Source organism: Streptomyces sp. NPDC020489, from assembly GCF_044386545.1.
Lineage (GTDB): Bacteria > Actinomycetota > Actinomycetes > Streptomycetales > Streptomycetaceae > Streptomyces.
This window is the reverse complement of record NZ_JBIRUZ010000004.1, coordinates 258,809-282,532: the sequence shown is the minus strand read 5'-3', so window position 1 is coordinate 282,532 and position 23,724 is coordinate 258,809. Positions and strand designations below refer to the sequence as shown.

20 protein-coding genes and 1 tRNA gene are annotated in these 23,724 nt (G+C 68.7%); 15 read left to right on the top strand and 6 right to left on the bottom strand.

All coding sequences use genetic code 11. The annotated features are described in order from the left end of the window. Window positions 1-14: 14 nt before the first annotated feature. Window positions 15-668 (top strand): DUF317 domain-containing protein, encoded by a 654-nt coding sequence (locus ACH41F_RS11715; RefSeq protein ID WP_398834575.1) that lies wholly within the window; start codon window positions 15-17, stop codon window positions 666-668. 170 nt (window positions 669-838) lie between these two features. Here ACH41F_RS11715 and ACH41F_RS11710 read toward each other — a convergent pair whose 3' ends face one another. Further along, on the bottom strand, window positions 839-1,747 hold the full coding sequence (locus tag ACH41F_RS11710; protein ID WP_398835362.1) for a DUF5655 domain-containing protein: 909 nt from the start codon (window positions 1,745-1,747) through the stop codon (window positions 839-841). A 619-nt stretch (window positions 1,748-2,366) separates the two neighbouring features. On the opposite strand from ACH41F_RS11710, the gene ACH41F_RS11705 reads away from it, so the two are divergent. Together ACH41F_RS11705 and ACH41F_RS11700 are read left to right on the top strand one after the other, a co-directional pair. After that, window positions 2,367-4,526 (top strand): ATP-dependent nuclease, encoded by a 2,160-nt coding sequence (locus ACH41F_RS11705; protein ID WP_398834572.1) that lies wholly within the window; start codon window positions 2,367-2,369, stop codon window positions 4,524-4,526. Then, window positions 4,519-6,000 (top strand): UvrD-helicase domain-containing protein, encoded by a 1,482-nt coding sequence (locus ACH41F_RS11700; protein WP_398834569.1) that lies wholly within the window; start codon window positions 4,519-4,521, stop codon window positions 5,998-6,000. Before ACH41F_RS11705 ends, ACH41F_RS11700 begins: the two co-directional genes overlap by 8 nt. 184 nt (window positions 6,001-6,184) lie before the next feature. Here ACH41F_RS11700 and ACH41F_RS11695 read toward each other — a convergent pair whose 3' ends face one another. Next, a complete protein-coding gene (locus tag ACH41F_RS11695; RefSeq protein ID WP_398834566.1) occupies window positions 6,185-8,242 on the bottom strand; it encodes a Shedu anti-phage system protein SduA domain-containing protein in 2,058 nt (685 codons plus the stop codon). A gap of 669 nt (window positions 8,243-8,911) precedes the next feature. Between ACH41F_RS11695 and ACH41F_RS11690 the strand changes: the two genes are divergently transcribed. Then, a complete protein-coding gene (locus ACH41F_RS11690; protein WP_398834563.1) occupies window positions 8,912-9,241 on the top strand; it encodes a helix-turn-helix transcriptional regulator in 330 nt (109 codons plus the stop codon). Next, complete coding sequence (locus ACH41F_RS11685; RefSeq protein WP_398834561.1) at window positions 9,231-10,448, top strand: tyrosine-type recombinase/integrase; 1,218 nt, start codon at window positions 9,231-9,233, stop codon at window positions 10,446-10,448. Before ACH41F_RS11690 ends, ACH41F_RS11685 begins: the two co-directional genes overlap by 11 nt. 99 nt (window positions 10,449-10,547) lie before the next feature. On the opposite strand, the gene ACH41F_RS11680 is transcribed toward ACH41F_RS11685, so the two are convergent. Further along, window positions 10,548-10,621 (bottom strand) — tRNA-Pro (locus tag ACH41F_RS11680). Between the two features lie 102 nt (window positions 10,622-10,723). Between ACH41F_RS11680 and ACH41F_RS11675 the strand changes: the two genes are divergently transcribed. The 4 genes from ACH41F_RS11675 (at window position 10,724) to ACH41F_RS11660 (ending at window position 15,116) form a co-directional block, all read left to right on the top strand. Continuing rightward, a complete protein-coding gene (locus tag ACH41F_RS11675; protein WP_391235079.1) occupies window positions 10,724-11,245 on the top strand; it encodes a DUF309 domain-containing protein in 522 nt (173 codons plus the stop codon). A gap of 328 nt (window positions 11,246-11,573) precedes the next feature. Next, window positions 11,574-12,347: a precorrin-6A synthase (deacetylating) gene (cobF, locus tag ACH41F_RS11670; RefSeq protein WP_391235081.1), complete on the top strand. Its 774-nt coding sequence runs from the start codon at window positions 11,574-11,576 to the stop codon at window positions 12,345-12,347. 233 nt (window positions 12,348-12,580) lie between these two features. Further along, window positions 12,581-14,653 (top strand): DHA2 family efflux MFS transporter permease subunit, encoded by a 2,073-nt coding sequence (locus tag ACH41F_RS11665; protein ID WP_391235083.1) that lies wholly within the window; start codon window positions 12,581-12,583, stop codon window positions 14,651-14,653. A 43-nt stretch (window positions 14,654-14,696) separates the two neighbouring features. Continuing rightward, window positions 14,697-15,116 (top strand): hypothetical protein, encoded by a 420-nt coding sequence (locus ACH41F_RS11660; protein ID WP_391235085.1) that lies wholly within the window; start codon window positions 14,697-14,699, stop codon window positions 15,114-15,116. On the opposite strand, the gene ACH41F_RS11655 is transcribed toward ACH41F_RS11660, so the two are convergent. Continuing rightward, the gene (locus ACH41F_RS11655) at window positions 15,103-15,849 is read right to left on the bottom strand and encodes a cobalt-precorrin-6A reductase (protein WP_391235087.1); all 747 of its coding nucleotides are present in this window, start codon (window positions 15,847-15,849) and stop codon (window positions 15,103-15,105) included. The two genes, ACH41F_RS11660 and ACH41F_RS11655, sit on opposite strands and share 14 nt — an antisense overlap. Before the next feature lie 239 nt (window positions 15,850-16,088). On the opposite strand from ACH41F_RS11655, the gene ACH41F_RS11650 reads away from it, so the two are divergent. After that, window positions 16,089-18,569, top strand: coding sequence for a hypothetical protein (locus ACH41F_RS11650; RefSeq protein ID WP_398834555.1), 2,481 nt, complete (start codon window positions 16,089-16,091; stop codon window positions 18,567-18,569). 36 nt (window positions 18,570-18,605) lie between these two features. Continuing rightward, window positions 18,606-19,409 carry an HAD-IIA family hydrolase gene (locus ACH41F_RS11645; RefSeq protein WP_391235091.1) on the top strand — a complete coding sequence of 268 codons (804 nt, stop codon included), beginning with the start codon at window positions 18,606-18,608 and terminating at the stop codon, window positions 19,407-19,409. Here ACH41F_RS11645 and ACH41F_RS11640 read toward each other — a convergent pair. Both ACH41F_RS11640 and ACH41F_RS11635 read right to left on the bottom strand, forming a co-directional pair. Continuing rightward, a complete protein-coding gene (locus tag ACH41F_RS11640; RefSeq protein WP_391235093.1) occupies window positions 19,395-20,168 on the bottom strand; it encodes a TSUP family transporter in 774 nt (257 codons plus the stop codon). The genes ACH41F_RS11645 and ACH41F_RS11640 overlap by 15 nt on opposite strands. A 66-nt stretch (window positions 20,169-20,234) precedes the next feature. Next, window positions 20,235-21,422, bottom strand: coding sequence for a thiolase family protein (locus tag ACH41F_RS11635; RefSeq protein ID WP_398834552.1), 1,188 nt, complete (start codon window positions 21,420-21,422; stop codon window positions 20,235-20,237). Between the two features lie 199 nt (window positions 21,423-21,621). Between ACH41F_RS11635 and ACH41F_RS11630 the strand changes: the two genes are divergently transcribed. From ACH41F_RS11630 to ACH41F_RS11615, 4 genes are all read left to right on the top strand, one after another. Further along, a complete protein-coding gene (locus tag ACH41F_RS11630) occupies window positions 21,622-21,879 on the top strand; it encodes a WhiB family transcriptional regulator (RefSeq protein ID WP_391235632.1) in 258 nt (85 codons plus the stop codon). After that, the gene (locus tag ACH41F_RS11625) at window positions 21,876-22,355 is read left to right on the top strand and encodes a Dps family protein (protein WP_398834549.1); all 480 of its coding nucleotides are present in this window, start codon (window positions 21,876-21,878) and stop codon (window positions 22,353-22,355) included. Before ACH41F_RS11630 ends, ACH41F_RS11625 begins: the two co-directional genes overlap by 4 nt. 51 nt (window positions 22,356-22,406) lie before the next feature. Beyond that, window positions 22,407-22,739, top strand: a complete 333-nt coding sequence (locus tag ACH41F_RS11620; RefSeq protein ID WP_391235099.1) for a DUF3140 domain-containing protein — start codon at window positions 22,407-22,409, stop codon at window positions 22,737-22,739. A 116-nt stretch (window positions 22,740-22,855) separates the two neighbouring features. Next, the gene (locus ACH41F_RS11615; RefSeq protein WP_391235100.1) at window positions 22,856-23,668 is read left to right on the top strand and encodes an SAM-dependent methyltransferase; all 813 of its coding nucleotides are present in this window, start codon (window positions 22,856-22,858) and stop codon (window positions 23,666-23,668) included. Window positions 23,669-23,724 lie beyond the last annotated feature (56 nt).

Sequence of the window (23,724 nt, the reverse complement as noted above, 5' to 3'; positions counted from 1 at the left end):
CCTCCGTAGATCAAATGACTCAACACGCTGAACTTGACAGGGAACGGACCTGGTCGGACGAGACGACGCACGCCATCCACGAGTCCCAGACCCTGCGCATCGAGCGCGTCCACGAAACCCCGGCCCACGAGACCGCATGGACCGTAGCCGCCTACGAGACGCCCGTCTCCAACCGCATATGGGTCCTCACCGCGACCGGCGCCACGCCCGCCCCCGTGCTACAGGAACTGCTGGACCATCTCGCCGACGGCGACGGCTGGGACACAGCCGTCGGCGCCCCGGTGGACGAGAAGATGGTCACCGCGGCCACGCAACCCCTCTCCGACGCCGGATGGAAGCACACCGTGGACGGGCGATGGATCCGCTGGACATCCCCCGCCGGGGACGCGGGCGTCCAGTTCGACGCCTTCACTGCCCAGCACCCGAGCCAGGACCTGGCCACCTGGACCGTCTGGGCCGGTCTCGATCCTGACAGGCCCACTTGGGCCGTCACCGCGTCCCCGCACACCCCGAGTTCGCTGCTGGCCGATCTCTCCGAGACCCTCGCCCACGAAACCGGTCTTCGCCGCCCGCAAACGGCGGGCCCCGAGCGCAGGACGCCCCTCTTCACCAGCCCGCCGGCCGTTCGAGCGGTCGCGGCCAGTCGCTCTGCCAGCCGTTCACGCTGATCACCGGCCACGAGAGCGGGGCAACATAGCGCGGGATCGCCGGTTACCCAAACCGGCGATCCCGCGCACCATTGATAGTCCACCGCCACGCCCTGCCCGCACGTCGAAAGGCACCACCCACGACCAGAGAGCAGTCGCTAAGCGAGCGCGGCCAAGAGGCTGACAGGCGATCACGCCGCCGCGTAGCTCGCCCGGAACAGATCCTGCGCCCGCTCCACGTCCTTCGGCGTACGGAGCTGCACCTCCAAGTCACCCGTCCCGTGGTGACCGAGACCCGACACGTCCCGGGTGAACCCCGGAACGAGGTCGACGTCCTTCGGGGCGACCTTCAGGTAGACCAGCAGCTTGGTCCGCTGCGGCGGACACAGACAGGCGAAGTTCCGCAGCCGCTGGTACGCCCGGTACTGCTTGCGCTCGACGCGGTTCACACCGTCCCCGAGCCCGAGCAGTACCTCGTCGACCGCGCCCGCCAGCTCCACCATCGACGCGCCCTGGACGTCGGCCACCGCCCGAGCAACCCCATGGCGCCGCGTCCGGCGGGCCACCTGCATGCTGCCGCTCACGGACGCCACGGTCTCAAGCCCGAGCAGGTCGCTGCCGAAGAGCCGGTAGCGGACCAAGTCGATCGACCGTCGGTGCTCGCGCACGGCGTGCATGTCGTAGCGGGTGAAGTCGCCGGCGATGCAGATCAGGCGCGGGCCGCTCCAGAGGACCTGGGACGCGGCCGTCACGCCGAGCCGGTCGCGGACCAGGCGCTCGAACTCGGCCCGGTGGTCCATCAGCCACGCCAGGTAGAACAAGCCCTGGTTGATGACGCCGGCGTCGACACCGCGCTTGTACTCGACAATGACCGGCGATCCGTTCTCGTCCAGCCCGAGCGAATCGATCCGGCCCGCGTGCACCGGCCCCGTGCCGTACTCGCTCGCCAGGAACCGGACGCCCAGCAGCGTCTCCATGTGCGCCTCGACGAGACCCTGCACATCTGCCTCGACCTCAGCAAGACGCGGCGTGACCTCAGTCACGCCGCTTTTCGTTGCGTCCGTACGGAACAGCTTCAAGCCGACCTCCCCCGCTCTCACATCGGAGATCAACAACGTCGGGCGGGTAGAGATTTGTTTCCGCAACGGCCGTTAAGCCTGTGAAGAAGGTGTACTGAACGGCCGGTCGACCGGGTCAGCGGCCCCCGGCGCACGGCCACACACCCCTCCGTGCCCGCGCCGCCAGCGCACGGGTAGAAAAACAAGCATGACCCCGCCCGCCACCATCGATAGGTACCAGGAAGAACTCTTCTTCCTGTGACAGTACGCTCGTTATCACATCACTCGCGGCTATGGGTCACTAACCGAAACCGGAGATCCGAGTCGAGGACGTCGCGGGCCGCCGGTGTCGTGCGCCGGTTGCCGGGCGCGAACAAGTCGGGCACCGACAGCACGCCCGCGAGGCGCGAGGTCGGCGCCCTCAGCCCTCTTCCACACCGGGGCACCTCGGTGCACTACCACCTGCGGAGGATCGAGGCCCCGGGGGAAATTTCCCCAACGATCAAAATGGGCCTGCACGTGCATATCGCTGAGCGATGATGTTCACAGAGCGAGCGAGCCGATCGGGGGATCTGCCATGCATCTGAGTCGAGTTGCGGTGAGCGGCCTGCGCGCGAGCGCAGAGACTCCAATGACTTGCATTCTTCCTGGCAGATTCAGTGTGCTAATCGGCGCGAACGGCGCCGGCAAGACGACGCTCACAGACGCGCTCTACCTCGCGCACCCCGGAAGCCGGTTCCCCGTGCTGCCGCGGCCGACTTCAGCTGTACTGGCACCACCTGACGCAGGCGTAGAGCGCAGCATCGACATCACCTATGCGCTGGGAGAGACCCTCGAAGCGGAAGGGCGGCTTGGCCGCGAGCTTCACACCACGGGCCACCGACGCCTCGGTGGCGACGCTGACTCCTGGAGTGTCTCCCTGCACCGACAGCTGGGAACGGTCACCTCCCGGTTGACCAATAACCACGGAATTGCCCCAAAGTTGGACAAGTTCAAACTGATCTATCTGCCCGCCTGGCGTCATCCGCTGGACGAACTCGCCCGACGCGAGGCACGCATCCTGGTCGAGCTACTGCGGGCGCGACAGCAGGAACTCCACGGCAGCCGCAACCTGGTGGCTCTACGGGCCCGCGCCTCCCGGCTGCTCGAGGACCTTGCCAAAGACAGCCTGATCGACGCCGTAGAAGCACGAATCGGGGAACACTTGGGCAGGCTGTCCGCCGGAGTGAGTCCGCAGTGGCCATACATCCGTGGCCAAGTCATCGACGACGCCTACCTTGCGCGCGTGCTGGAAGTCATGCTCGCCGTCGTCGAAGGCCGCTCCGAGGCCCGTCCCTTGGAGGTCTCCGGACTGGGGTATGTGAACCTGCTGCACATCGCGGTGACGTTGGCAGCGATACCCGATTCCACCGAAGCGCCCATCGAAACTAGGGACCCGATGGAAAGCCTCGGAGACGGGGAGCCCCTCTCCGAGGAGGAGCAGGCCCGGCACGCCTTCGAGAATCTGGTCCAAGCCCAAGCTGAGGCAGCATCGGAGGAAGACTCCTTTTTCTCCACGGCCCCCTTCCATGCAACGGTCGTCATCGAGGAGCCCGAAGCGCATCTCCACCCTCAGCTGCAGCACTCGCTGGTCCGCTACCTGCGCAGGACCGTCAGGTCGCGACCTGAGCTGCAGGTGATCCTCTCCAGCCATGCGACCGACATCATCACCGCGTGCGACCCGGAGGAACTTGTCGTCGTACGCCGCACGGGGCAGGGAAGCATCAGTCGGTGCGTGAAAGACGTCGTCCCGCACCAGCATCGCGAGGCCACTCTGCGAATGACCCGACTGCACCTCGACGCGAGCCGTTCATCAGCACTCTTCGCTGAACGCCTGCTTCTGGTCGAAGGGGTGACAGAGGGCGCCGTGGTACGAGAGTTCGGCCGAGCCTGGGCCGCAGACGATGATGCGAAGCAAGCCTTCATTGATGCCCTGAGCATCGTCCCCATGGGCACCAAGGTCGGTCAATGGGCTGTCCGCCTCCTGGCTACACACGGGGCAGAGCTGTGCACGAAGCTGGCCATCCTCCGCGACAGCGACAGCGACTTGCCCTTCGACGGCGCACGAGACTCGCCCAAGTGGCTCGCCGAGCACGATCCGTCGATCGTCCAAGCCTTTATCAGCCACCCCACACTTGAGCCAGCGATCACTCCGGGCAACGAGCATCTCATCGCAGCAGCCCAGCAATCTGTCGACCCGGAGCACCCGCTGGCCGAAGTCTCCGTCGAGAGTGTCCGTGCCTACTTCGGGAGCCGGCGAGCGGGCAAGGACGGAGATGAAGGAGTGAAGGAAGGGCGAGGCGCACGGCGAAAGGCTGAGTTCGCCCTGACGCTCGCCGCCCTGCTGCGCGACGCCACCGACACTGAGCATGGGCAAGCTGACGGCCTCGCGCCTGTCCGCGTACCCGACCACCTCAGGAATCTCTTCGACTTCCTCTACCCTTCTGCCCCGGACTCCGTCGCCACCGATACCCCGGCCGACGAGGCCGTAGCGGAACCGCCCGCCTGGCTTGCGCCGGACAACATCTGGGATGAGATCCCGGACCATTTCGACTGGGACGACCTCGACGAACCGGCGTTCTGGCAGGAGCACGAACCGGACCCGGAGGAGGCAGAGTCCGAGCCGGCAATCGTTGGTGCGGAGGAGGCAACGCGCTGGGACGATCTACTCCTCGCACGTCCGGCGCAGCAGGACCGCGCGGTGAACCGCGGTCCTGGAGGCTGGCCCAACGCACGAGTACCGATACCTGGTCAATGGCCAGGAGCACAGAGCAATGCCTAAGCCTGGCGCGGGGATCAACAGCCTGACGCCACGACAGCTCATGGCCAGCGGCAGTCCGCACGCATGCGTCTACGTGGAAGCGGCGCCTGGCTCGGGAAAGACCACAGTGTCAGCAGTGCGATTCGGACTGCACCGCTTTGCCGCCACCACCGACCGGCGGGCAGTCGTAGCCGTCAGCTTCACACGGTCAGCCACCGAGGAACTACGAAACCGCGTCATCCGGCACTGGGGCCCGTCATCAGTGACCTGGCCGCACCGCATCGTGACCCTGGACACCCTGCTGTGCGACCTTCTCTTCCACCTCCTCCAAGAGGGCGTCGTCCAGTGGCCAGGCGGTCACACCGACCTCGATGTCCTGGACACGTGGCGAACGGCCCTCCCCGTGAAACCTGGGCGCATAAGGCCCGTTCTGAGCGTCGACAGCGGACAGGTTGTCATAAGAACCGTTGACGAATCTCAATCGGCAAGCCACCCCTCCGTCCTGGACTTCAGGAAAGCGATCTCTGAGGGCAGATGCACACACGACAACGTACGAGAGGTCCTGCAAGGAGCCCTCGCAAGCGGCGAGGTAAGGAAAGCGCTGACCTCCTACTTCGAGACCACCATACGATCCTTGACGGTGGACGAAGTGTTCGACGCTAACGACCTGGACAGGGACATCTTCTCGTTGGCCGCTTCAGGGTGCAGGTCACTCACTCTGGTCGGGGACCCCTGGCAAGCCCTCTACCAGTTCAGAGGCGCACGTCCCGCGGCGATGAGGACTTACATCAGCGAGAATAGCTTCACCACACACCGCCTGGATGAATCATTCCGGTGGGGAAGCGACAGGCAGGCATCACTCACGAGGCAGCTGCGCCGACGGATGCCAGTGCAACTGCCCCCGGGCCTCGCTCAGGACGCCGATGTGGTCATTGCACATAAATGGCAGGCACTTTGGGGCGCCGATCCACACGTACTTCCCCTTGCCATCAAGCCTGGTGTAGGACAAGTCCAGGAGGCGATATGCACACTGCTTCTCAACGAGATCACCCAGCATGCACTCGGCTTGCAGGCAGTATTTCTGCACGACGCTTTGGCCACGCTGGGTCTGGAAAAGGATGCTCTAGCGACAACTCTCCACTCTTGCCTGCAGGATGCCGTCTCTCACCTGAAAGACGGCGCCCCGTCTCGGCAGGTATGGCAGAGCCTTTCAGACGGGCTGGTCGATCTGATTCCGGCTCTAGCTGCACAGCGCTACGCACGCAAGCCCCTCCTCGCAATGACCCGTTTACAGCTCCGGCTCGGAGATGACCAGCTGGTCCCTGGCCTCACATGCCACCAGTCCAAAGGTCGAGAGTGGAACACGGTGGCCATAAAGCTGAGCACCGCAGACGTCTCGGCCCTGGCGCTCGGCCTCGACCCTGCGGAGGCAGACCATCGCGCCCTCTACGTGGCACTCACGCGTGCGCGCCTCAACACGCTGGCCCTCACATGAAGCGCTCTCGGACAACGCCGGAGTCCCGTGCTGGATTACTCTTGCCAGGTCAGAAGCTATCCGGCTCTCCAAGAGCCGTCGCTTCCCAAGCTCAGAGCGCGAGTTCGAATCAGAGACCCTCCTTCAAAGCCCGGGGCATGGGTGACCGCCGCCCCACCTTGGTGCGGTCGGGTCCTCGTTAGCCTCAGCGGTCCTCCACGATGAAGCAGGCCCGTTCGTAGAGCTCGTCGAACGTGATGACTTCGACGTCCTGGATGGATCGCCTGTACTGCTCAAAGGAGGTGATCTTCTCCGGGTTCGCCGCGCCGCCGTTAGTGAACTCGCTGAGGCTTCCGATCACCAATACCTGGCGGGGGCGGGCAGTGGAGATTTCGATGTCGGTCGGGGCGCCGTCGTCCCGGTAGTGCCTGTGCAGTTCGCCACTGACCAGTTGTCGGGCCTTGTAGGCGGTCTTCTGCACCTGCGCCACGGCGCCAACCACGTCCTTGGAGACCTGGTACACGTCTGGGAGCCGGTACGGCGCGCCAGCCAGCAGGGATGTCCGGTGGGTCTTGATTTCGCAGAACAGCAGGCTGCTGATGAAACCCTTGGAGCGCATGACCGCGTCACTGCGCTTTCCCGCCCCCGAGAAGATGTTGGCGCCAGTGGTGATGCGCTCCAGCTTGCCGTCGTCGAAGGGGCCACAAGCGACGAGGGTGAGGCCGTACCCAAAGATCCACGGATTCTCCTCGAAGAAGTCCTGCCAGACTGCTTCCGGCCCGGCCACCCGGCCGCGCTCTCGCTCGAAGAACTCCGGGTCGTTCAACAGCTGCCTGAACCGTTGGAGTTGCGACTTGCGGTTGCTGATCAGCCGGATGTCCTCCTCAGTGAGGGCGCCACCGATAGCGGTCCTGACGGCTTCAAGGAGTGTCGTGCGGTCCTGGTCGGCCAGGAGCCGAGCCAACTCGGCTTCGTCGCCGACGACCAGCCGTAGGCTGCTTCCCGGGAGGTCCAGCCCGACGCAGCTCTGGAGGAAGCTGATGACCTTCCAGAAGCTCTCGTGGACATCTCCTGTGTCAACAAGCGCCTTGACGATCTGAGACGCCTCGGTACCGGGGATCACCTCCGTGGCTGGCGTTTTCGCAGCCTTGGTCTTGTCCTTCTTCCACAGTTTGATCCTGGGCGAAAGGACGCCGTCCTTGTTGATGAGGGTGACGTGGCACAGCGTGGCCACCTGCGGCCGGTCGTCGAGGAGGAATTCGGTGATCAGACGACCTCGGCGGATGTCGTAGAAGTAGGGAAGGCCGGTGCCGCGGATCTCAAGGTCCGAGAAGTCCTGCCGTGTGACGTCGAACTCCGGGTTCAGCAGACCGATGCGAAGACGCCGAGCGATGGGCGGACCCGGCTCGGCCGTCTGGTTCCTCCAGTCCGGCGGGATGGCCGGCAAATGCCCTATATCGCCTTCGACCACGAGGGACTGAACATCTTCGCGCTGGACCCTGGCGAGCACGGATTCCAGCCGCTGCCAGATCGCGTCGGTGACCGCTGCTGTGAACGCGGGCAGCAACGCGCGGTCCACTGTGAGGACAGCCTCGTATGTATCGTCCGTCCATCGGTCACCGGGCATGGGGTGGTAGATGCCGCCGTCACGGCGCAGCGTCAGGACGGTCGCGCGGAGCAGGTCACGGGCCACCTCCTCGCGGTCGCGGTCGAGGAGGCTGTACGTCTGCCCGAGAACGAGGTCGAGTTTGCCGGTGTCGTCGTCGGCGAGCGGCAGCGAGACCACGGGGCCAGTGGGCTGCGTGGGAACCGCCTTGTAGATCGGCCGGCCCGACAGGAACTCGAAGGCGCGGAAGGTCCAGCCGTCCGGCCCTAGGAGGCGATTCAGCTCCTCGACTCGTCGGGATGACTGGTCGACGTCGGGCTGTACCTGTGGATGAACGAGCCGCGTCAGGAAGGCAAGGAGCACCTCATCGGGGCCATCGAGAAGTTGAAAGCGCGGGTCCTCGAAAACCCAGTCGTCCGGCAAGTCCAATGGATTGTTGACCCGGTGCTGCACTATGTCGCCACGCGCCGTCGTGAACCGGGAGTCCGTCGACGCCAGCCCGTCCAGGTCGTACAGACCCTCCAGGAAGTCGATCTCGTCGAGCCGTCCCCACCAGGGGCCGCCCTCGCCACGCAGGTAGGCAAAGATGTCGCGTCGCGTCACCGCCGTGATCCTCGGCGTGCTGCACGGTGCTAGCAAGGGTTCGGCCTGAGTCATGCTCCCAGGATGGACGTACATCGGCGCACAAGGAGGGCTGTTGGGGACTCTTGGACCTCTTGGTTCCAGCGGGTGACATCGAACTCCAGGGCTCCAACGTGGCGAGGTCGGTCCGGCGCGCCAACCCTTCGCATTTCCAAGAGACTCTGACGGCCAAGACGCCACCGTGTGCGTCAGCCCCCGACAGACATGCAGTCCATGCCAGCCGACCTCCGTCACCGCAGGGCTGATGTTCGCCAGAACCGGAGTGCGACACGCCCTGCTGCTCTGGAAAAGCCGTGGGACAGCAGGAATGCGCACAAGCGCGCACTACCTCGGAGTACGGACAACACATGTAATCCGCAGCCATCACGAAGCGCGCCCGCAGCAGTAGTAGGCGCCTTCGCCCTGGCATAGCACGTGGAGCGTAGCCCGTGCCGCCCTGCTCCACTGAAGCGGAGCAACATAGCTCGTGATCGCCGGTTAGCCAAACCGGCGTTTCCAGAGACGATTATTTCGCCAACGTCGACTCCCGAGCACAACCACGGACCTAAGCGACAGGGAAAGCGCGTCGCCCCTAGCAACCCGAAATTCACCGCGCGCGTTCTCCGTTCGCGAACTGTGTCGTCCGTCTCTGGACTCATCCACAGATCCGTCTAGTGTTCCGTATTCCCCGGAGAATAGCCGCACTTGCCCGATGAGCCGATAGCAACTATCGCCAACGCCGAACCGCATCACGAGAAGGAGGCCGCAGCGTACCCTGCAGGTACTCGCCATCACCTCGTCTCACCTGACGACCAAACGCCTCTCCTGACCAACGCCTGGTATTCAACCAGTGACCTCGCCGCTTGTCTGGGAGTGGATGCCTCAACCCTGCGCCGCTGGCGCACTGCTCAGCCACCTCAGGGGCCGCCTTTCGTCGCAATCTCGGAACGCGTCGTCATGTACAGCGCCCTCGACGTCGAGGAATGGCTGCGCCGCCGTCGCACCGTCCCGGCCAAGGAGCTCAATGGCCGATAAGACCAACGTTCCTGTCGGAGTCCGGCTCTCCACCGACATCGAGTACCGTCCTGACCGCCCCACTCCGTATCGGGCACGTGTCCGGTGGACCGATCCGACCAGCAAGCGCCGCCAGTCTCTGTCCGAGGGAAAAGACAGCGAAGAAGAAGCCCAGGAATGGCTCCAGGCGATCATTGAGGCCGCACAAGCCGGACTGACCCCGTCGCTGGCCACCATGAAGCTCGCCGAATACGGCGAAGTGAACATGGACCTCGCCCTGCGCGGCCTGGAGTTGAAAACGCTGGACCCCTACCTGTCGGGGTGGCGGACGCGTATTGTCCCCGCCCTGGGCCACCTCGCCGTGCGGATGATCACCAACGGCGTCGTCGACCGCACCGTGCAGAACTGGATCGCCGACGAGCACAGCCGCTCGACGGTGAAGAACACCATCGCCGTCCTGGTCCGCGTCATGGAGCAGGCAGTCCGCGACGGCATCATCAAGGTCAACCCCGCCCGGGTGACCGGCTGGCAGAAACTCTACAAGCAGGCCGAGGACGAACTCCTCGACCCACGCGCGCTGGCCCTGCCCGACTGGGAGACCCTCGTCGCGCTGGCCGACGCGCTCGTGGCCGCCTCCCACGACCAGTACCGCGGCTGGGGAGACGTGGTCATCTTCGCCGCGTGCACCGCCGCGCGGATCGGCGAGGTCTCAGGCTGCCGCGTCGGAGACATCGACACCACCCAGTGGATCTGGACCGTGCGGCGTCAGACCACACCCGCGCCCGGCGGGCTGACCGACAAGGGCACCAAGGGCAAGCGGGCACGCAAGGTTCCCATCGTCGAGGAGATCCGCCCCCTCATCGCCGAGCGCATCCTATCCGCCGGCCCCAATCCCGACGCCCGTCTGTTCACCGGCCCACGCGGCGGACGCATCTCCACCGCCGTTTTGCGCGACGCCACACACTGGGACGACGTGGTCACCAAGCTCGGCTACGAGCACCTGCGCCGCCATGACCTCCGGCACACCGGACTGACCTGGTTCGCCGACGCCGGAGTCCAAGTACACGTCCTACGCAGGATCGCCGGCCACGGGTCACTGACCACCACCCAGCGCTACCTGCACCCGGACGTACACAAAATCACGGCCGCCGGGGCGGCGCTCTCGGCCCACTTCAGCGTGCTGCGCGCACCGCGCTCGCTGCCGAGCCCGATCGTCATGACCCGCTGACCCCGGTCAAGGGCGCCGGTCCCCAACTGGTCCCCAAGTATGATCAAGGGCCGGTTTCGGATACCTCCGAAACCGGCCCTGACCTGCGACTGTCTCCAGTCGGGACGACAGGATTTGAACCTGCGACCCCTTGACCCCCAGTCAAGTGCGCTACCAAGCTGCGCCACGTCCCGGTGCGTTCTCGCGCGGTGAACCGCGTGATTGCGCGAAGAGCACTTTACCCCACCTGCCGGGCCGCCTCGAAGGCGGTCGGGGCGGCGCGGGACAATCGACGCATGAGCAGTGCACCCTCAGGACGACCGGCCGGCGCCCGGGACCGCGACGACGCGGGGCGGGCACGCAACGCCCGCCCGCGCGACGGGCTGGGGCGGCCCCTCCCCTACGGCGCGGCCGGAGTGGAACGGCAGCCGGAGGGGGTCGTACGGACTCCCGAGCAGAGCGTGGCGGAAGCGCAGGAACTGCTGGACGCGGGGAAGCCCTTCCACGCGCACGAGGTCTTCGAGGACGCCTGGAAGTCCGGCCCCGAGGAGGAACGGCCGCTGTGGCGCGGCCTCGCCCAGCTCGCGGTGGGTCTCACCCACGCGGCCCGGGGCAACGTCACGGGCGGGGCACGGCTGCTCCGGCGCGGGGCCACCGCGGTCGAGGACTGGGCGTCCGGCCCACAGCGGCACCAGCCGTACGGCATGGACCTGACCGGCCTCGCCCAGTGGGCGCGCGTACTCGCGACGGACGTGGAGCAGGGCGCCGGTCCGGTCGACGCGGGGGCGCGGGCGCCGCGGTTGCGTCGGGGGCGCTGACACGGCGATGACGGGACGCTGGCGCGGCGACAGCGATGGGGGCGTGGCGCCGGGGCCGTCGAGGGCCGGGCCGCGAATTCCTGACGCCGGAGGTCCTGGTGCCGGGGCTGTGGCACCCGGGGTCCACACGCGGGACGTCCCGCCTGGCGGGGGGCACCTGCGGGCCTCACGCCGGGCAGCCCCCGAAGGCCGGAACGCCGCCGAGAACCCCGACGCCAAGGCGCGCCCCCGCCGCACGCCGCAGCTTCTGGCGCCCGGGATCGCCGATGCCCCGCCGCTCCCCGGACGCGGTGCCGTCACTGTCAGTGGCGTACGGCAGACTCGGGGCGTGCGAAAGATTCATGTCATCGGTATCGGCGCGGGCGACCCCGACCAGCTCACCCTCCAGGCGGTCAGGGCGCTGCGGAGCACGGACGTGTTCTTCGTCCTGGACAAGGGCGAGGTGAAGAGCGACCTGACGGACCTGCGCCGGGAGATCCTGCGCACGCACATACCGGAGGGCACCTACCGGGTCGTCGAGGCGCGGGACCCGGACCGGGACCGGAAGGCGGGCGGCGCCGCCTACTCCCCGGCCGTCGGGGACTGGCGCAGTGCCCGGGCGGTCATCTACGAGCGGCTGATCACCGAGGAGCTCGGTGCGGACGAGAGCGGCGCGTTCCTGGTGTGGGGCGACCCCGCGCTGTACGACAGCACGCTCGGCATCCTGGAGGAGATCCTGGAGCGGGGTGCCGTCGACTTCACGTACGACGTCGTACCCGGCATCAGCAGCGTCTCGACGCTGGTCGCCCGGCACCGGACCGGCCTGAACCGGGTCGCGCGTCCCGTGCAGATCACCACCGGGCGGCGCCTCGCCGAGGGCTTCCCGGAGGGGGTCGACGACGTGGTCGTCATGCTGGACGCGCACCAGACCTTCCGGAACTTCGCCGACGAGGACATCGACATCTACTGGGGCGCCTACCTCGGCACCCCGGACGAGATCCTCGCCTCGGGCCCGATCGCGGAGACCGCGCCCCGTATCGAACGGCTGCGGGCCGAGGCCCGGGAGCGCAAGGGCTGGATCATGGACACGTATCTGCTGCGCCGCAACCCCCAGGACGGCTAGGGCCTGTTGCGAAAGTGGCCTCTGCCGCGCGACGCCCGGCACGCACTCTCGCCGCACCGCCCGAAAGCCCGAGTACGCCCAGTACGAGGGCTTCCGGGCGGCACGCCGAGAGCACGCACCGAACGCCGCGCGGCCGCCCTCCGGGCGACGAGGCCACTTTCACAACAGGCCCTAGGGCACCCGGGCGGCCCCACCCGCATGCAGCCCCGGGCCGCCGGTGTGATCGTGACCTCGTGACCGTCACCGAGGAAACCGCGCCACCCGCCACACAGCCGCCGGTGCTGGACAAGCGTCGGCGGAACGTCGTCTTCGTGACGATCATGCTCGGCATGCTGCTGGCGGCCCTGGACCAGACGATCGTGGGCACGGCCCTGCCGACGATCGTCTCCGACCTGGGCGGCGCCGAGCACATGTCGTGGGTGGTGACCTCCTATCTGCTCGCGGAAACCGTCTCGACGGTCCTGGTGGGCAAGTTCGGCGACCTGTTCGGCCGCAAGGTGGTCTTCCAGGTCTCGGCGATCGTGTTCATCACGGGCTCGTTCCTGTGCGGTCTCGCCGGCGACATGACGCTGCTGATCGTCTGGCGGGCCGTGCAGGGCATCGGCGCGGGCGGTCTGATGGTGACGTCGATGGCCCTCATCGCCGACGTCATCCCGCTGCGGGAACGCGGCAAGTACCAGGGCGCGATCGGTGCGGTGTTCGGGGTCGCGACGGTCGTCGGACCGCTGCTCGGCGGACTGTTCACCGACCATCTGACCTGGCGCTGGGCGTTCTACGTCAACGTGCCCATCGCGATCGTCGTCGTCTTCGCGGCGGCCCGCACGATCCCGGTGGTGAGGTCGGCGTCCCGGCCGGTCATCGACTACCTCGGCATCGCGCTGGTCGCGGCGGGCGCCGGCGCCCTGATCCTGGCGACGAGTTGGGGCGGCAACGAGTACGCGTGGGGTTCGGGTGTCGTCATCGGCCTGTTCGTCGGCGGCGCGCTCGCCCTGGCGCTGTTCTGCTGGGTGGAGTCCCGGGCGCGCGAACCGATGCTGCCCATGCGGCTGTTCGGGAATCCCGTCTTCACGGTCTGCTCGATCCTCAGCTTCATCGTCGGCTTCGCCATGCTCGGCGCGATGACGTATCTGCCGACGTATCTCCAGTATGTCGACGGCGACTCGGCGACCGTCTCCGGCGTGCGGACCCTGCCTCTGGTCATCGGTCTGCTCATCGCGTCGGTGGCGAGCGGCAACGTGGTCAGCAAGACGGGTCGGTACCGGATCTTCCCCATCGTCGGCTCGCTGGTCATGGGGCTCGGGCTGTATCTGATGTCCCTCATGGGGCCGGGCACCGGGACCTGGCTGGAGTCGCTGTACATGTTCGTGCTCGGCGGCGGCATCGGCCTGTGCATGCAGGTGCTGACGATCGCCGTGCAGAACACCGTCGAGTACACGGACCTCGGCACTGCCACCTCCGGCGTCACCTTCTTCCGTACGCTGGGCAGTTCCTTCGGCACCGCCGTCTTCGGCACGATCTACGCCAACTCGCTCACCCCCCGCCTCGAGGACGCCGTGGCGAAGGCCGCGCAGACCGGCAGCGGTCTGGACCCGGCGGTCCTCGGCCGGGCGGCGACCAGCCCGCAGGGCGTGCACGACCTGCCCTCGGCGACGGCCGCCCCGATCATCGACGCCTACGCCGACACCATCCAGACGGTCTTCCTGTGGACGGTGCCGGTCGCGGTGCTGGGCTTCCTGGTCGCCCTCTTCCTCAAACAGGTCCAGCTGCGCGACAGCGCGCGGGCGGGCTCCACCGACATGGGCGAGGGGTTCGGACAGCCCTCCGGCGCGGACTCGCAGCGGGTGCTGGAGACGGCGGTCGGGAAGATCATCGGCGCCGCGCGGGTGGACGACGCCCGCCGGATCGTGGCGGCCTCCGACACCCGGCTCGACATCGCCGGGGCCTGGGCGGTCATGCAGGTCGAGCTGTTCACGCGGATGGTGGGGCACGCCAGTCTCGGCCTGATCGCCGCCCGCCGTCACATGCCGCCCGAGGTGCTGGTGCCGGTGTTCGACCGGATGGTCGAGGAGGGCTTCCTGACCCGGGCGGGCAACCTCTTCTCGCACACCGAGGCGGGCGCCCGCGAGGCCCGTGTCATCGGCAGGGCCTGGGCGACCTGGCTGGAGGACCGCGTGCAGCGGGACATCGGCCGCCCCGCGGGCACCGACCTCAAGGCCGCAGTCGACACGATCTCCAAGCGCCTGCTGGTGGAGGACCTGGGCAACGGCCTGCCGCACCGGTCGAAGGACCTGACCGCCGCGCACTGAAATCCGCGCGCGGCACCGGTCGGGCAGCCGTCATACTTCCGGCATGGCCGCCCCCGCCCGCTTCCACGATCCCGGTCTCGACGCCGCCCACTTCAGCGGCTCGACGCTGGTGCGCTGTCCGCGCTGCGACCGGATCGCGCACTTCGAGCGGAGCGCGCCCCCGGAGCCTCGGGTGATCTGCCGGTCCTGCGGCCTGTGCCGGGCGGTGAACCGGTGCGCATGGCCGCGGTTGTGGCTGCGCGCCGACACCCGGCACGGCACGCTCACGGCGTACAACCTCGAACACCTCGACCTGCTCCGGCGGTTCGTGGCCGCGGACCTGCGCGAGCGCGCCCCCTGGTACGAGCACGGGCGCAAGATGACGTACATCGGCCGACTCCCCGCCTGGATCAAGAGCGCCAAGAACCGCGCCGAGGTGCTGCGCGCCATCGACCGTATGCGGGCCTCGGTCATCTCGGGCTGAGGCCCAGCCAGTTCAGGACCCCGGCGACGTCGGGCACCACCGGCACGCCCGCCGGCAGCGGGGGACGCCGTACGACCACGACGGGCAGCGCCAGTCGGCGGGCGGCGGTGAGTTTGGCGGCCGTCGCCGCTCCCCCGCTGTCCTTCGTCACCACGACGTCGACGCAGTGCGCGGCGAGCAGCGCGGTCTCCTCCTCGACGGTGAACGGCCCCCGGGCCAGCAGGACTTCGGTGCGCGGCGGCATCGGCGGGTCGGGCAGTTCCACGGAGCGTACGACGAAGTGGAGTTCGGTGAGACGGGCGAAGACCGCGAGGCCCAGCCGGCCGGTGGTGAGGAACACGCGCGGCCCGAGCAGGGGCAGCAGACCGGCGGCCTCGGCCAGTGAACCGACCGGGTACCAGCGGTCGTCGGGGCCCGGCCGCCAGCCCGGGCGGCGCAGTACCACCGCCGGTACGCCGGTCGCCGCGGCGGCGCGTGCCGCGTGGGCGGTGATGGTCTCGGCGAACGGGTGCGTGGCGTCGACGAGGGCGTCCACCCTCTGCTCGCGCAGCCAGTCGCCGAGCCCTTCCGCCCCGCCGAACCCCCCGACCCTCACGTCCCCGGTGACGGCCCCGGGCCGGCTCACGCGTCCCGCCAGCGAGGTGGTGACGCGGACCGCGGGCAACGCGGTGAGCGCGGCGGCGAGTTCGCGGGCCTCGGTGGTGCCGCCGAGGATGAGGACGTGGGGGGACATGGGGTAGAGCGTACGAAAGGGGGGCGCGCGGCTGCGGACAGGGGGTTCGGCGACGCGATTCGGGGGGCGGATGCGCACGGACCGCGCCGGGACGTTCGATTTCCGCTCTCTGTACGGCTCGATACGGCCGCCGCTACACTGCGTCGGTGCCGGGACTTTCGGGGACACCCTCACACATATTCAAAGTGGCCTGGGCAGTGATCCTGGCATTGTTCGCCCTTTTCTTCTGCTGTCGCGTCATGCCCGCGATGACATGGGCCGTCTACACCCTCGGCGCGGATTACACCGCCGACGAATCCACGCCCGACGGGGTCTCGTACTGGCTCGCCTACTCCGAGGGGCGGGAAAAGCGGTTCTCCACCTATTCACTGGAATTCGCCGAGAACGGCAAAGGCGAACTCGAGATCAGCGGCGAGGAAGTACTCACGTTGCCCCTGGACGATCCGCTGGCCGCGCGGTTGCGGCACGGTGAGGTCACCGCCGGGTGGTCGGGATTCGTGGAGGCGATGGCCTGCTCCGTCCAGACACCGGCGTCCGGCTGGATCTACCCCCAGGCACCGCGGATCACCGTCCGTGGCGACCAGGTCGTCGCGACCTTTCCCGTCCCGGCGACCACACTCGATCTGACGGACGCCACCGCGATCGGTCTGCAATGCGGCTACGACAGCAGCGGCATGAACACACCGCCCATAGGTCAGCGGGACTTCGCCCTGACCGCGAAGGGATATTCGTTCACCGGGATGTCCGAGGCCGACCCGCACGTCCAGGAACCGCACACGGTCAAGATCCGCACCCAGGACGCCGACGCGTGGTTCCGCGTCTACGTGGCCCCGGACGGAAGGGGCGCCGCCCTCGCCACGGCGGAGAAACCGGAACCCGAGGACGCCCTGCGCAACGAGCTGGCCCTGGTCCTGGCGGCCGCGGGCGCCGGCTTCCTGCTGGTCCGCTCCTGGTTCCCCGGTGCCTCCGCCGGTGCCGTCGGGGTGGTGACGCTGACCAGTGCGACGACCGGGTTCTTCCTCGGCACCTCGGACAGTTCCCTCCTGGGGGACGGGACAGCGGGCACCTTCCTGACGTCGTTCTCCTTCGCCTGGTGGAGCGTGCTGCTGCCCGCCCTGCTGATCATCGCCGTCACCCACCGACCCACGGAGGGGAACCGGGCGCGTCCGTCCCGGCTGCTGAGGGTCGGCGCCGCCACGCCGTTCGCCGCCGTCGCCCTGGCGGTGCCGGCGGTACTGGCCCCGTACGCCGACCCGGCGGACCGTCCGCGGCTGGTGTGCACCGGGTTCGTGACGGTCGTGGCGTCAGCCATGGCGTCCCGGGCCCTGGGGCACGGCCGGCGAGCGGGGGCCGCGCTGGGCTGGCTGCTGTTCACCGGTCTCGCTCTGGCACCTCTGCTGGACGCTCCCCTTCCTGCCGTCCACACCTTCGCCCTGGTCCTCGGCTGCTCCCTGTCGTGGGCCGCCGCGCTGACGTTCTGCGCACGCGAGCTCGGCGCCTGGCGGATCGGCGCCCTGGCGCTGACCGCGTTCACCGCGGCGCTGTGTCTCTTCCCCGTGAGCAAATACCTTTCCTGGAGCGGTGAGGACGCCCTGTTCCGGGCGGTGGCCGACATCATCCCCGCCTTCGTCGCCTCCGGGCTGATCGAACTGGTGACCCTGGCCACCGCCGTGGTGTGCGCCGCGATCCTCTTCCGGCGGGGCGTGGACGCGGAAGCCGTGCGGGACGACAGGGTCCGCCTCTTCGGCGTGGTGCTCGTGGGGCTGTCGATCAGTCCCCTGATGGCCAACACGACCTTCATGGCGAGCGACGTGATCGCCTGCGTCCTCGGAATGATCGCCTTCTGGTTCCTGCTGCCGAAAGGAAAAGCGGAATTCGCCTACCGGCTCTCCCGGCTCAGCCCAGGAGCCTATGTGCGCCTGATGCACGCCGAAGCACGCAACCGTCTGCACCGGCAGGCCTGGATCGGTTTCCACAAATCCGCCCACACCTCACTGAGTTCCGAGGAGACCGACGCCAGGGAATTCGAGATGAGGTGGCGGAATCTCGCGGAGCGGTCCCTGCCCATACGCAACAAGCGTTTCATCTCGACGAATCCCGCCCTGGCCAGCAGCGCCGCCCGAGCACCCGGCCAGAACGCGGTGGAAACCGCGGTCCTGGGCCTGGTCTTCGCGCTTCCCGTGATCGTCATCGACCTGCGCAGCTGGGAATTCTTCTTCCCCACGGTCTCGCTCAGCGGACTCGCCCTGCTCGCCCTGCACATACTCCGCTGGATGGTGTACGGCGCCTTCTACGGCTACTTCTACCCGCGGCTGCTCGGCCACGTCCCGGTCGCCAAGTCGACGTTCTTCCTGCTGGCCGTGCTGCTTCCCGAACTCACGCTCATTCCGCTGTCCGCTCCCTATTCCGCACGGGACGCACTCACCGTCCTGCTGCTGCGCATCGGCGAGACGGTCGTCTTCTGCTACGGCCTCGGCCTGTCCTGGGAGATACGGCTGGCGCGGCTGGCCGGGCTGCCGTGGAGCGGGTTGCGGGATCTGCGTCGGCTGTCCACGGTCACCGCGCCCGCCGCCACGGTGATCGTGGCCATGGCGACCACGGTGGCGACCGCGCTGGCCGGTGCCGCGACCGTGGCGATGCTCCAGTCCGGCCCGAGCGGCTCCGAGCCGTCCTCCGTGCCGCAGAGTCCCTCCCCCGCGAGTCCGGCGGTCACGCCCTGAGGCGCGCGGGCCCGGCCGGATCGCTATCGTCCTGGCATGGAGTCCCTACGCGCCGTACTGATCGACATCGACGGGGTGCTCACCGTCTCCTGGGAGCCGCTGCCGGGCGCGGTGGAGGCGCTGCGGGAGATCCGTGAGCGCGGTCTCGCCGTGGCGCTGGTCACCAACACGACGTCCCGGACGCGGGCGTCGATCGCCGGGACGCTGGCGGAGGCGGGGTTCCCGGTGTCGGCCGAGGACATCCTGACCGCGCCCGCCGTCACCGCCGCGTATGTCGCCGAGCACTTCCCGGGGGCGCGGTGCGCGCTGCTCAACAGCGGGGACATCGGGCAGGACCTGGGGGACGTGGAGCTGGTCGACCCCGGGGACGACGGCGACGAGCCGGAGGTCGTGATCGTCGGGGGTGCGGGGCCCGAGTTCGACTACGCGGCGCTGAACCGGGTGTTCGGGCATCTCCAGCGCGGGGCGCGGCTGGTGGCGATGCACCGGAACCTGTACTGGCGTACCGGGGACGGGCTGCGGCTGGACGCGGGGGCGTTCCTGGCGGGTCTGGAGAAGGCGGCCGGTACCGAGGCCGTGGTGACGGGGAAGCCGTCGCGGGCGTTCTTCGCGTCGGCGCTGGCCCGGCTGGGGGCCGGACCGGACGAGGCGGTGATGGTCGGGGACGACATCGAGTCGGACGTGCTGGCCGCGCAGGCCGCGGGGGTCACGGGCGTGCTGGTGAGGACGGGCAAGTACCTGCCCGAGACGCACCGGGACGCGAGCGGGTCGCCGGACCATGTGATCGACTCCTTCGCCGATCTGCCGGATCTGCTGCGGACCTGGTCAGCGCAGCAGTAGCTGGAGGCCGCCGACGATCGTGGCGGCGATCACGAGCTGTTCGAAGAGCCGCTGGTTGATCCGGTTCACGGCCCACTTGCCGAGGAGGGCGCCGGGCACGACGAACGCCACGAGGGCCGCGTCGATCAGGAGCGAGTGGCCGTCGATCAGGCCGAGCCCCACGCTGAAGGGCACCTTGGAGGTGTTGACGATCAGGAAGAAGAAGGCCGAGGTGCCCAGGAAGCCGAGTTTCCTGAAGCCCGCCGACAGCAGGTACAGGGACATCACCGGGCCGCCGGCGTTGGCGACCATCGTGGTGAACCCACCGAGGACGCCGTAGGAACGGGCCTTGATCCGGCCCGCTCTGGTGGCGACCGAGTCCGGTTCGTCGTCCTGGTCGGTGGCGCGGCGGCGCCAGATCGTCACGCCGGCCATGAGCAGCAGGATGGCGCCGATCGACGTGCGCACCATCTCGTCGTCCGCCCAGACCAGGAACAGGGTGCCGGCGACCACGCCCGCCGCGACCGCCGGGAACAGCTTCCACAGGGTCGGCCAGTGGGCGTGGCGCCGGTAGGTGAGGACGGCGAGCACGTCACCGGCGATCAGGATCGGCAGCAGGACGCCGGTGGAGGCGCGGGCGGGCAGGACGGCCGCGAAGATGGCGAGGCTGACCGTGTTCGCCCCGCTCACGGCGGTCTTGGAGAAGCCGACGAGAAGGGCCGCGAGGGCGAGGGCGGCGAACTCCCAGCCGGTCAGGTGCCAGAGCGTCATCGTGTTCATGCGGAACCCGATGCTATGTGCAGTCAACCAGTGTGCGTAAGCGCCGTCTCGCGGGTCGGTCCCGTGTCAGTGCCGCTCCACCAGGACCGCGCTCCCCTGCCCCACCCCCACGCACATGGTCGCCAGGCCCCGCTGCGCGCCCGTGCGCCGCATCCGGTGCAGCAGCGTGGTGAGGATCCGCGCGCCCGAGCAGCCGAGCGGGTGGCCCAGGGCGATCGCGCCGCCGCTGGGGTTGACGAGGTCGGGGTCGATGCCGAGACGGTCCACGCAGGCCAGGGCCTGGGCGGCGAAGGCCTCGTTGAACTCCGCCTCCTGGATGTCGCCGACGCTCCAGTGGGCGCGGGCCAGCGCCTTCTGCGTGGCGGGGACGGGACCGATGCCCATGACGTCGGGGTGGACGCCGGCCGAGGCACCGGCGACATACCGGCCGAGGGACTCCAGGCCGAGGTCGTTCAGCGCCTCCTCGCTGACCAGGAGGAGGCCCGCCGCGCCGTCGTTCATGGGTGAGGCGTTGCCCGCCGTGACCGTGCCGCCCTGCCGGAACACCGGCTTCAGCCGGGCGAGCTTGTCGTGGGAGGTGTCCTCGCGGACGCATTCGTCGGTGTCGACGACCACGCCGTCCGGGCGCTCGACGGGCAGGAGCTCGTCGTCGAAGTGGCCGTTCTTGCGGGCCAGGGCGGCACGCTGGTGGCTGCGCAGGGCGAACGCGTCCTGTTGTTCGCGTGAGATGCCGTGGCGGGCGGCGACCTCCTCGGCGGTCTCGCCCATGGACAGCAGTCCGTGCAGGTCCTTCATCGCCGGGTTGACCAGGCGCCAGCCGAGCCGGGTGTCCACCGTCTCGATGCGGTGCGGCAGCGCCTCGTCGGGGCGGGGCAGGACGAAGGGGGCGCGGCTCATCGACTCGGAGCCGCCGGCCAGCACGATGTCGGCCTCGCCCGCGGCGATGGTGCGGGCCGCCATGGTCACCGCCTCCAGGCCGGAGGCGCACAGCCGGTTCACCGTGGCACCGGGCACGCTCTCGGGAAGACCGGCGAGCAGCGCCGCCATCCGGGCGACGTTGCGGTTGTCCTCACCGGCCTGGTTGGCGGCGCCCCAGTACACGTCGTCGACGCGCGCCGGGTCGAGGGCGGGCACGTCGGCCACCAGGGCGCGGATGACGGCGGCCGCGAGGTCGTCGGGGCGTACGGCGGACAGGGAGCCGCGCAGCTTGCCGATGGGGGTGCGGCGGGCGGCCGCGAAGTGGACGGGACGCACGGGAACTCCACGGTTGAATTAATTAGCACTGCTAGTTTCGGACTATAGACCTCCGCCCCGTCCCTGGGAAGATCTCGTGCCGCCCTCTCGACAGGACCCCGGGGACTTCGACCGGCTCGGTCGGCGGGAACGGCGACAGGGGCCCTGACGTCGTCGGTCGCGGCGTTTGCGCGGGTTCGCCCTGGGCACCCGCGCCCTCATGGAGTGGTTGCGGCGCGCCGCCTGCGTGGACGAGGACCCTGAGCTGTTCTTTCCCGTGGGCACCCAGGGCCCGGCCCTGCGGGACACCGCGGCGGCCAAGCGCGTCTGCGCGCGCTGCCCGGTGATCGCCGACTGTCTCGGCTGGGCACTCGACAGCGGCCAGACCGCGGGCGTCTGGGGCGGCACCTGTGAACAGGAACGCGTCGCACTGCTCCGTGACGGCACGAACCAGGCAAGAAGGAGGAGCACCGTATGACCGTGGTGAGGAGCACCCTTCCCGAGGAAGCCCGCAAGGTCGCGGGGGACGCCCTGCAGAGCACGCTCGTGGATCTGATCGGGCTGTCGCTGATCGGCAAGCAGGCGCACTGGAACATCGTCGGGCCGCGCTTCCGCTCCATCCATCTTCAGTTGGACGAGGTCGTGTCGACGGCACGCACGTTCTCCGACACCGTGGCGGAGCGCTCCGCGGCGCTCGGCGTGTCCCCGGACGGCCGTCCGGAGACCATCGCTGCCGCGTACACGCTGCCCGGCTCGAAGGAGGGCTGGCAGCGTGACAACGACGTCGTCTCCCTGATGGTCGAGACGCTGGAGGCGGCGATCGGGCGGCTGCGGGAGCGCATCGAGGCCACCGAGAAGGCCGATCCGGTCACCCAGGACCTGCTCATCGGCATCACCGCCGAACTGGAGAAGCAGCGCTGGATGTTCGACGCCGAGAGCTGGCCGCGGGACTGACCGGCCCAGCTGCGACGCACGACGTACGACGCACGCCGGAAGGTGCACACGATGGCCGACGCCCTCGAACTCGACGCGCTGTGGGAGGACTTCCACCGCGCGGTGAACATGACCTCACAGGAACTCGCGGCCTGGCTGCGGGTCAGCGAGGCCGACGAGGACACGGAACCACTGCCGGAGCACGCCGGATCGCCCACCGGACAGCATGTCCTCGCGATCCTGCAGAAGCGGCGCACGGATCTCACCGACGACGACGTCCAGGTGATGTACGAGGTCGTCGACGCCGTCTCCGACAAGGCGGACACCGAGAACGAGCCCGAGCCGGAGGAGACCCGGCGCCGGCACCGCCTCATGTCGCTCGGGCATGATCCACTGAGGCCGTAACACCGCGGCCCGCCCGCCGAGTTGACGCGAAACAGGTGGCCGAAGACCGACTCCGCCGGCCTCGGATGATCGTGAAAGACTGCTCGCAGTCCTGCCGAGCGAGCAGAGGAGCACACGTGACCGGGACCGAGCCGACCGCCCCGCGGATCGACACGACCAGGCCCCATCCGGCCCGGGTCTACGACTGGTACCTCGGCGGCAAGGACAACTACCCGGTCGACGAGGAACTCGGGCGGCGGATCGCCGGCCTCAACGGTGACGCCCCGCGGGCCGCGCGCGCCAACCGCTGGTTCATGCAGCGGGCCACGCGCCGGCTCGTGGGCGCGGCCGGGATCCGCCAGTTCCTCGACATCGGGACCGGTATCCCCACCGAGCCCAACCTCCATCAGATCGCCCAGGCCACGGCCCCGGACGCCCGGGTCGTCTACGTCGACAACGACCCCATCGTCCTCGCCCACGCCGGTGCCCTGCTGCGCGGCACCGAGGAGGGCGTGACGGAGTACATCGAGGCGGACGCGCGCGACCCGCGCAAGATCCTCGAACAGGCCGGCCAGATCCTCGACCTCGACCGACCCGTCGCCCTGTCCCTCATCGCCCTGATGCACTTCGTCTCCGACGAGGACGGCGCCTACGACATCGTCGACACCCTCGTAGGCGCGCTGGCCCCGGGCAGCGCGCTGGTGCTGTCCGCGATGACCGCCGACTTCGAGCCGGAGAACGTCCAGCGGGGCATCGCCGCCTACGCCGCGGGCGGGGTGACGCTGGTCGCCCGCACCAAGGACGAGTTCGGCCGCTTCTTCCGCGGACTCGACGTGATCGAGCCGGGCATCGTGTCCGTCAAGGACTGGCGGCCCGAACTCGCCGACGGGGAGACCCCGAACGGCGAGGGCCCGGTGTCGCTGTACGGCGCGGTCGGGTTCAAGCACTGAGAGCCCCGGCTGTAGCGGTGTTGCCGCCCGGCCGAGCAACCACCAGTTCACCGCGT

Excerpts from the sequence above, each read along its gene's own strand:
- ACH41F_RS11650 (WP_398834555.1), top strand. The coding sequence starts at position 16,089 with ATGCCCGCGATGACATGGGCCGTCTACACCCTCGGCGCGGATTACACC.
- ACH41F_RS11620 (WP_391235099.1), top strand. The coding sequence starts at position 22,407 with ATGGCCGACGCCCTCGAACTCGACGCGCTGTGGGAGGACTTCCACCGC.
- ACH41F_RS11625 (WP_398834549.1), top strand. The coding sequence starts at position 21,876 with ATGACCGTGGTGAGGAGCACCCTTCCCGAGGAAGCCCGCAAGGTCGCG.
- ACH41F_RS11695 (WP_398834566.1), bottom strand. The coding sequence starts at position 8,242 with ATGACTCAGGCCGAACCCTTGCTAGCACCGTGCAGCACGCCGAGGATC.
- ACH41F_RS11655 (WP_391235087.1), bottom strand. The coding sequence starts at position 15,849 with ATGTCCCCCCACGTCCTCATCCTCGGCGGCACCACCGAGGCCCGCGAA.
- ACH41F_RS11715 (WP_398834575.1), top strand. The coding sequence starts at position 15 with ATGACTCAACACGCTGAACTTGACAGGGAACGGACCTGGTCGGACGAG.
- ACH41F_RS11700 (WP_398834569.1), top strand. The coding sequence starts at position 4,519 with ATGCCTAAGCCTGGCGCGGGGATCAACAGCCTGACGCCACGACAGCTC.
- ACH41F_RS11685 (WP_398834561.1), top strand. The coding sequence starts at position 9,231 with ATGGCCGATAAGACCAACGTTCCTGTCGGAGTCCGGCTCTCCACCGAC.
- ACH41F_RS11630 (WP_391235632.1), top strand. The coding sequence starts at position 21,622 with ATGGAGTGGTTGCGGCGCGCCGCCTGCGTGGACGAGGACCCTGAGCTG.
- ACH41F_RS11645 (WP_391235091.1), top strand. The coding sequence starts at position 18,606 with ATGGAGTCCCTACGCGCCGTACTGATCGACATCGACGGGGTGCTCACC.
- ACH41F_RS11640 (WP_391235093.1), bottom strand. The coding sequence starts at position 20,168 with ATGAACACGATGACGCTCTGGCACCTGACCGGCTGGGAGTTCGCCGCC.
- ACH41F_RS11675 (WP_391235079.1), top strand. The coding sequence starts at position 10,724 with ATGAGCAGTGCACCCTCAGGACGACCGGCCGGCGCCCGGGACCGCGAC.
- ACH41F_RS11660 (WP_391235085.1), top strand. The coding sequence starts at position 14,697 with ATGGCCGCCCCCGCCCGCTTCCACGATCCCGGTCTCGACGCCGCCCAC.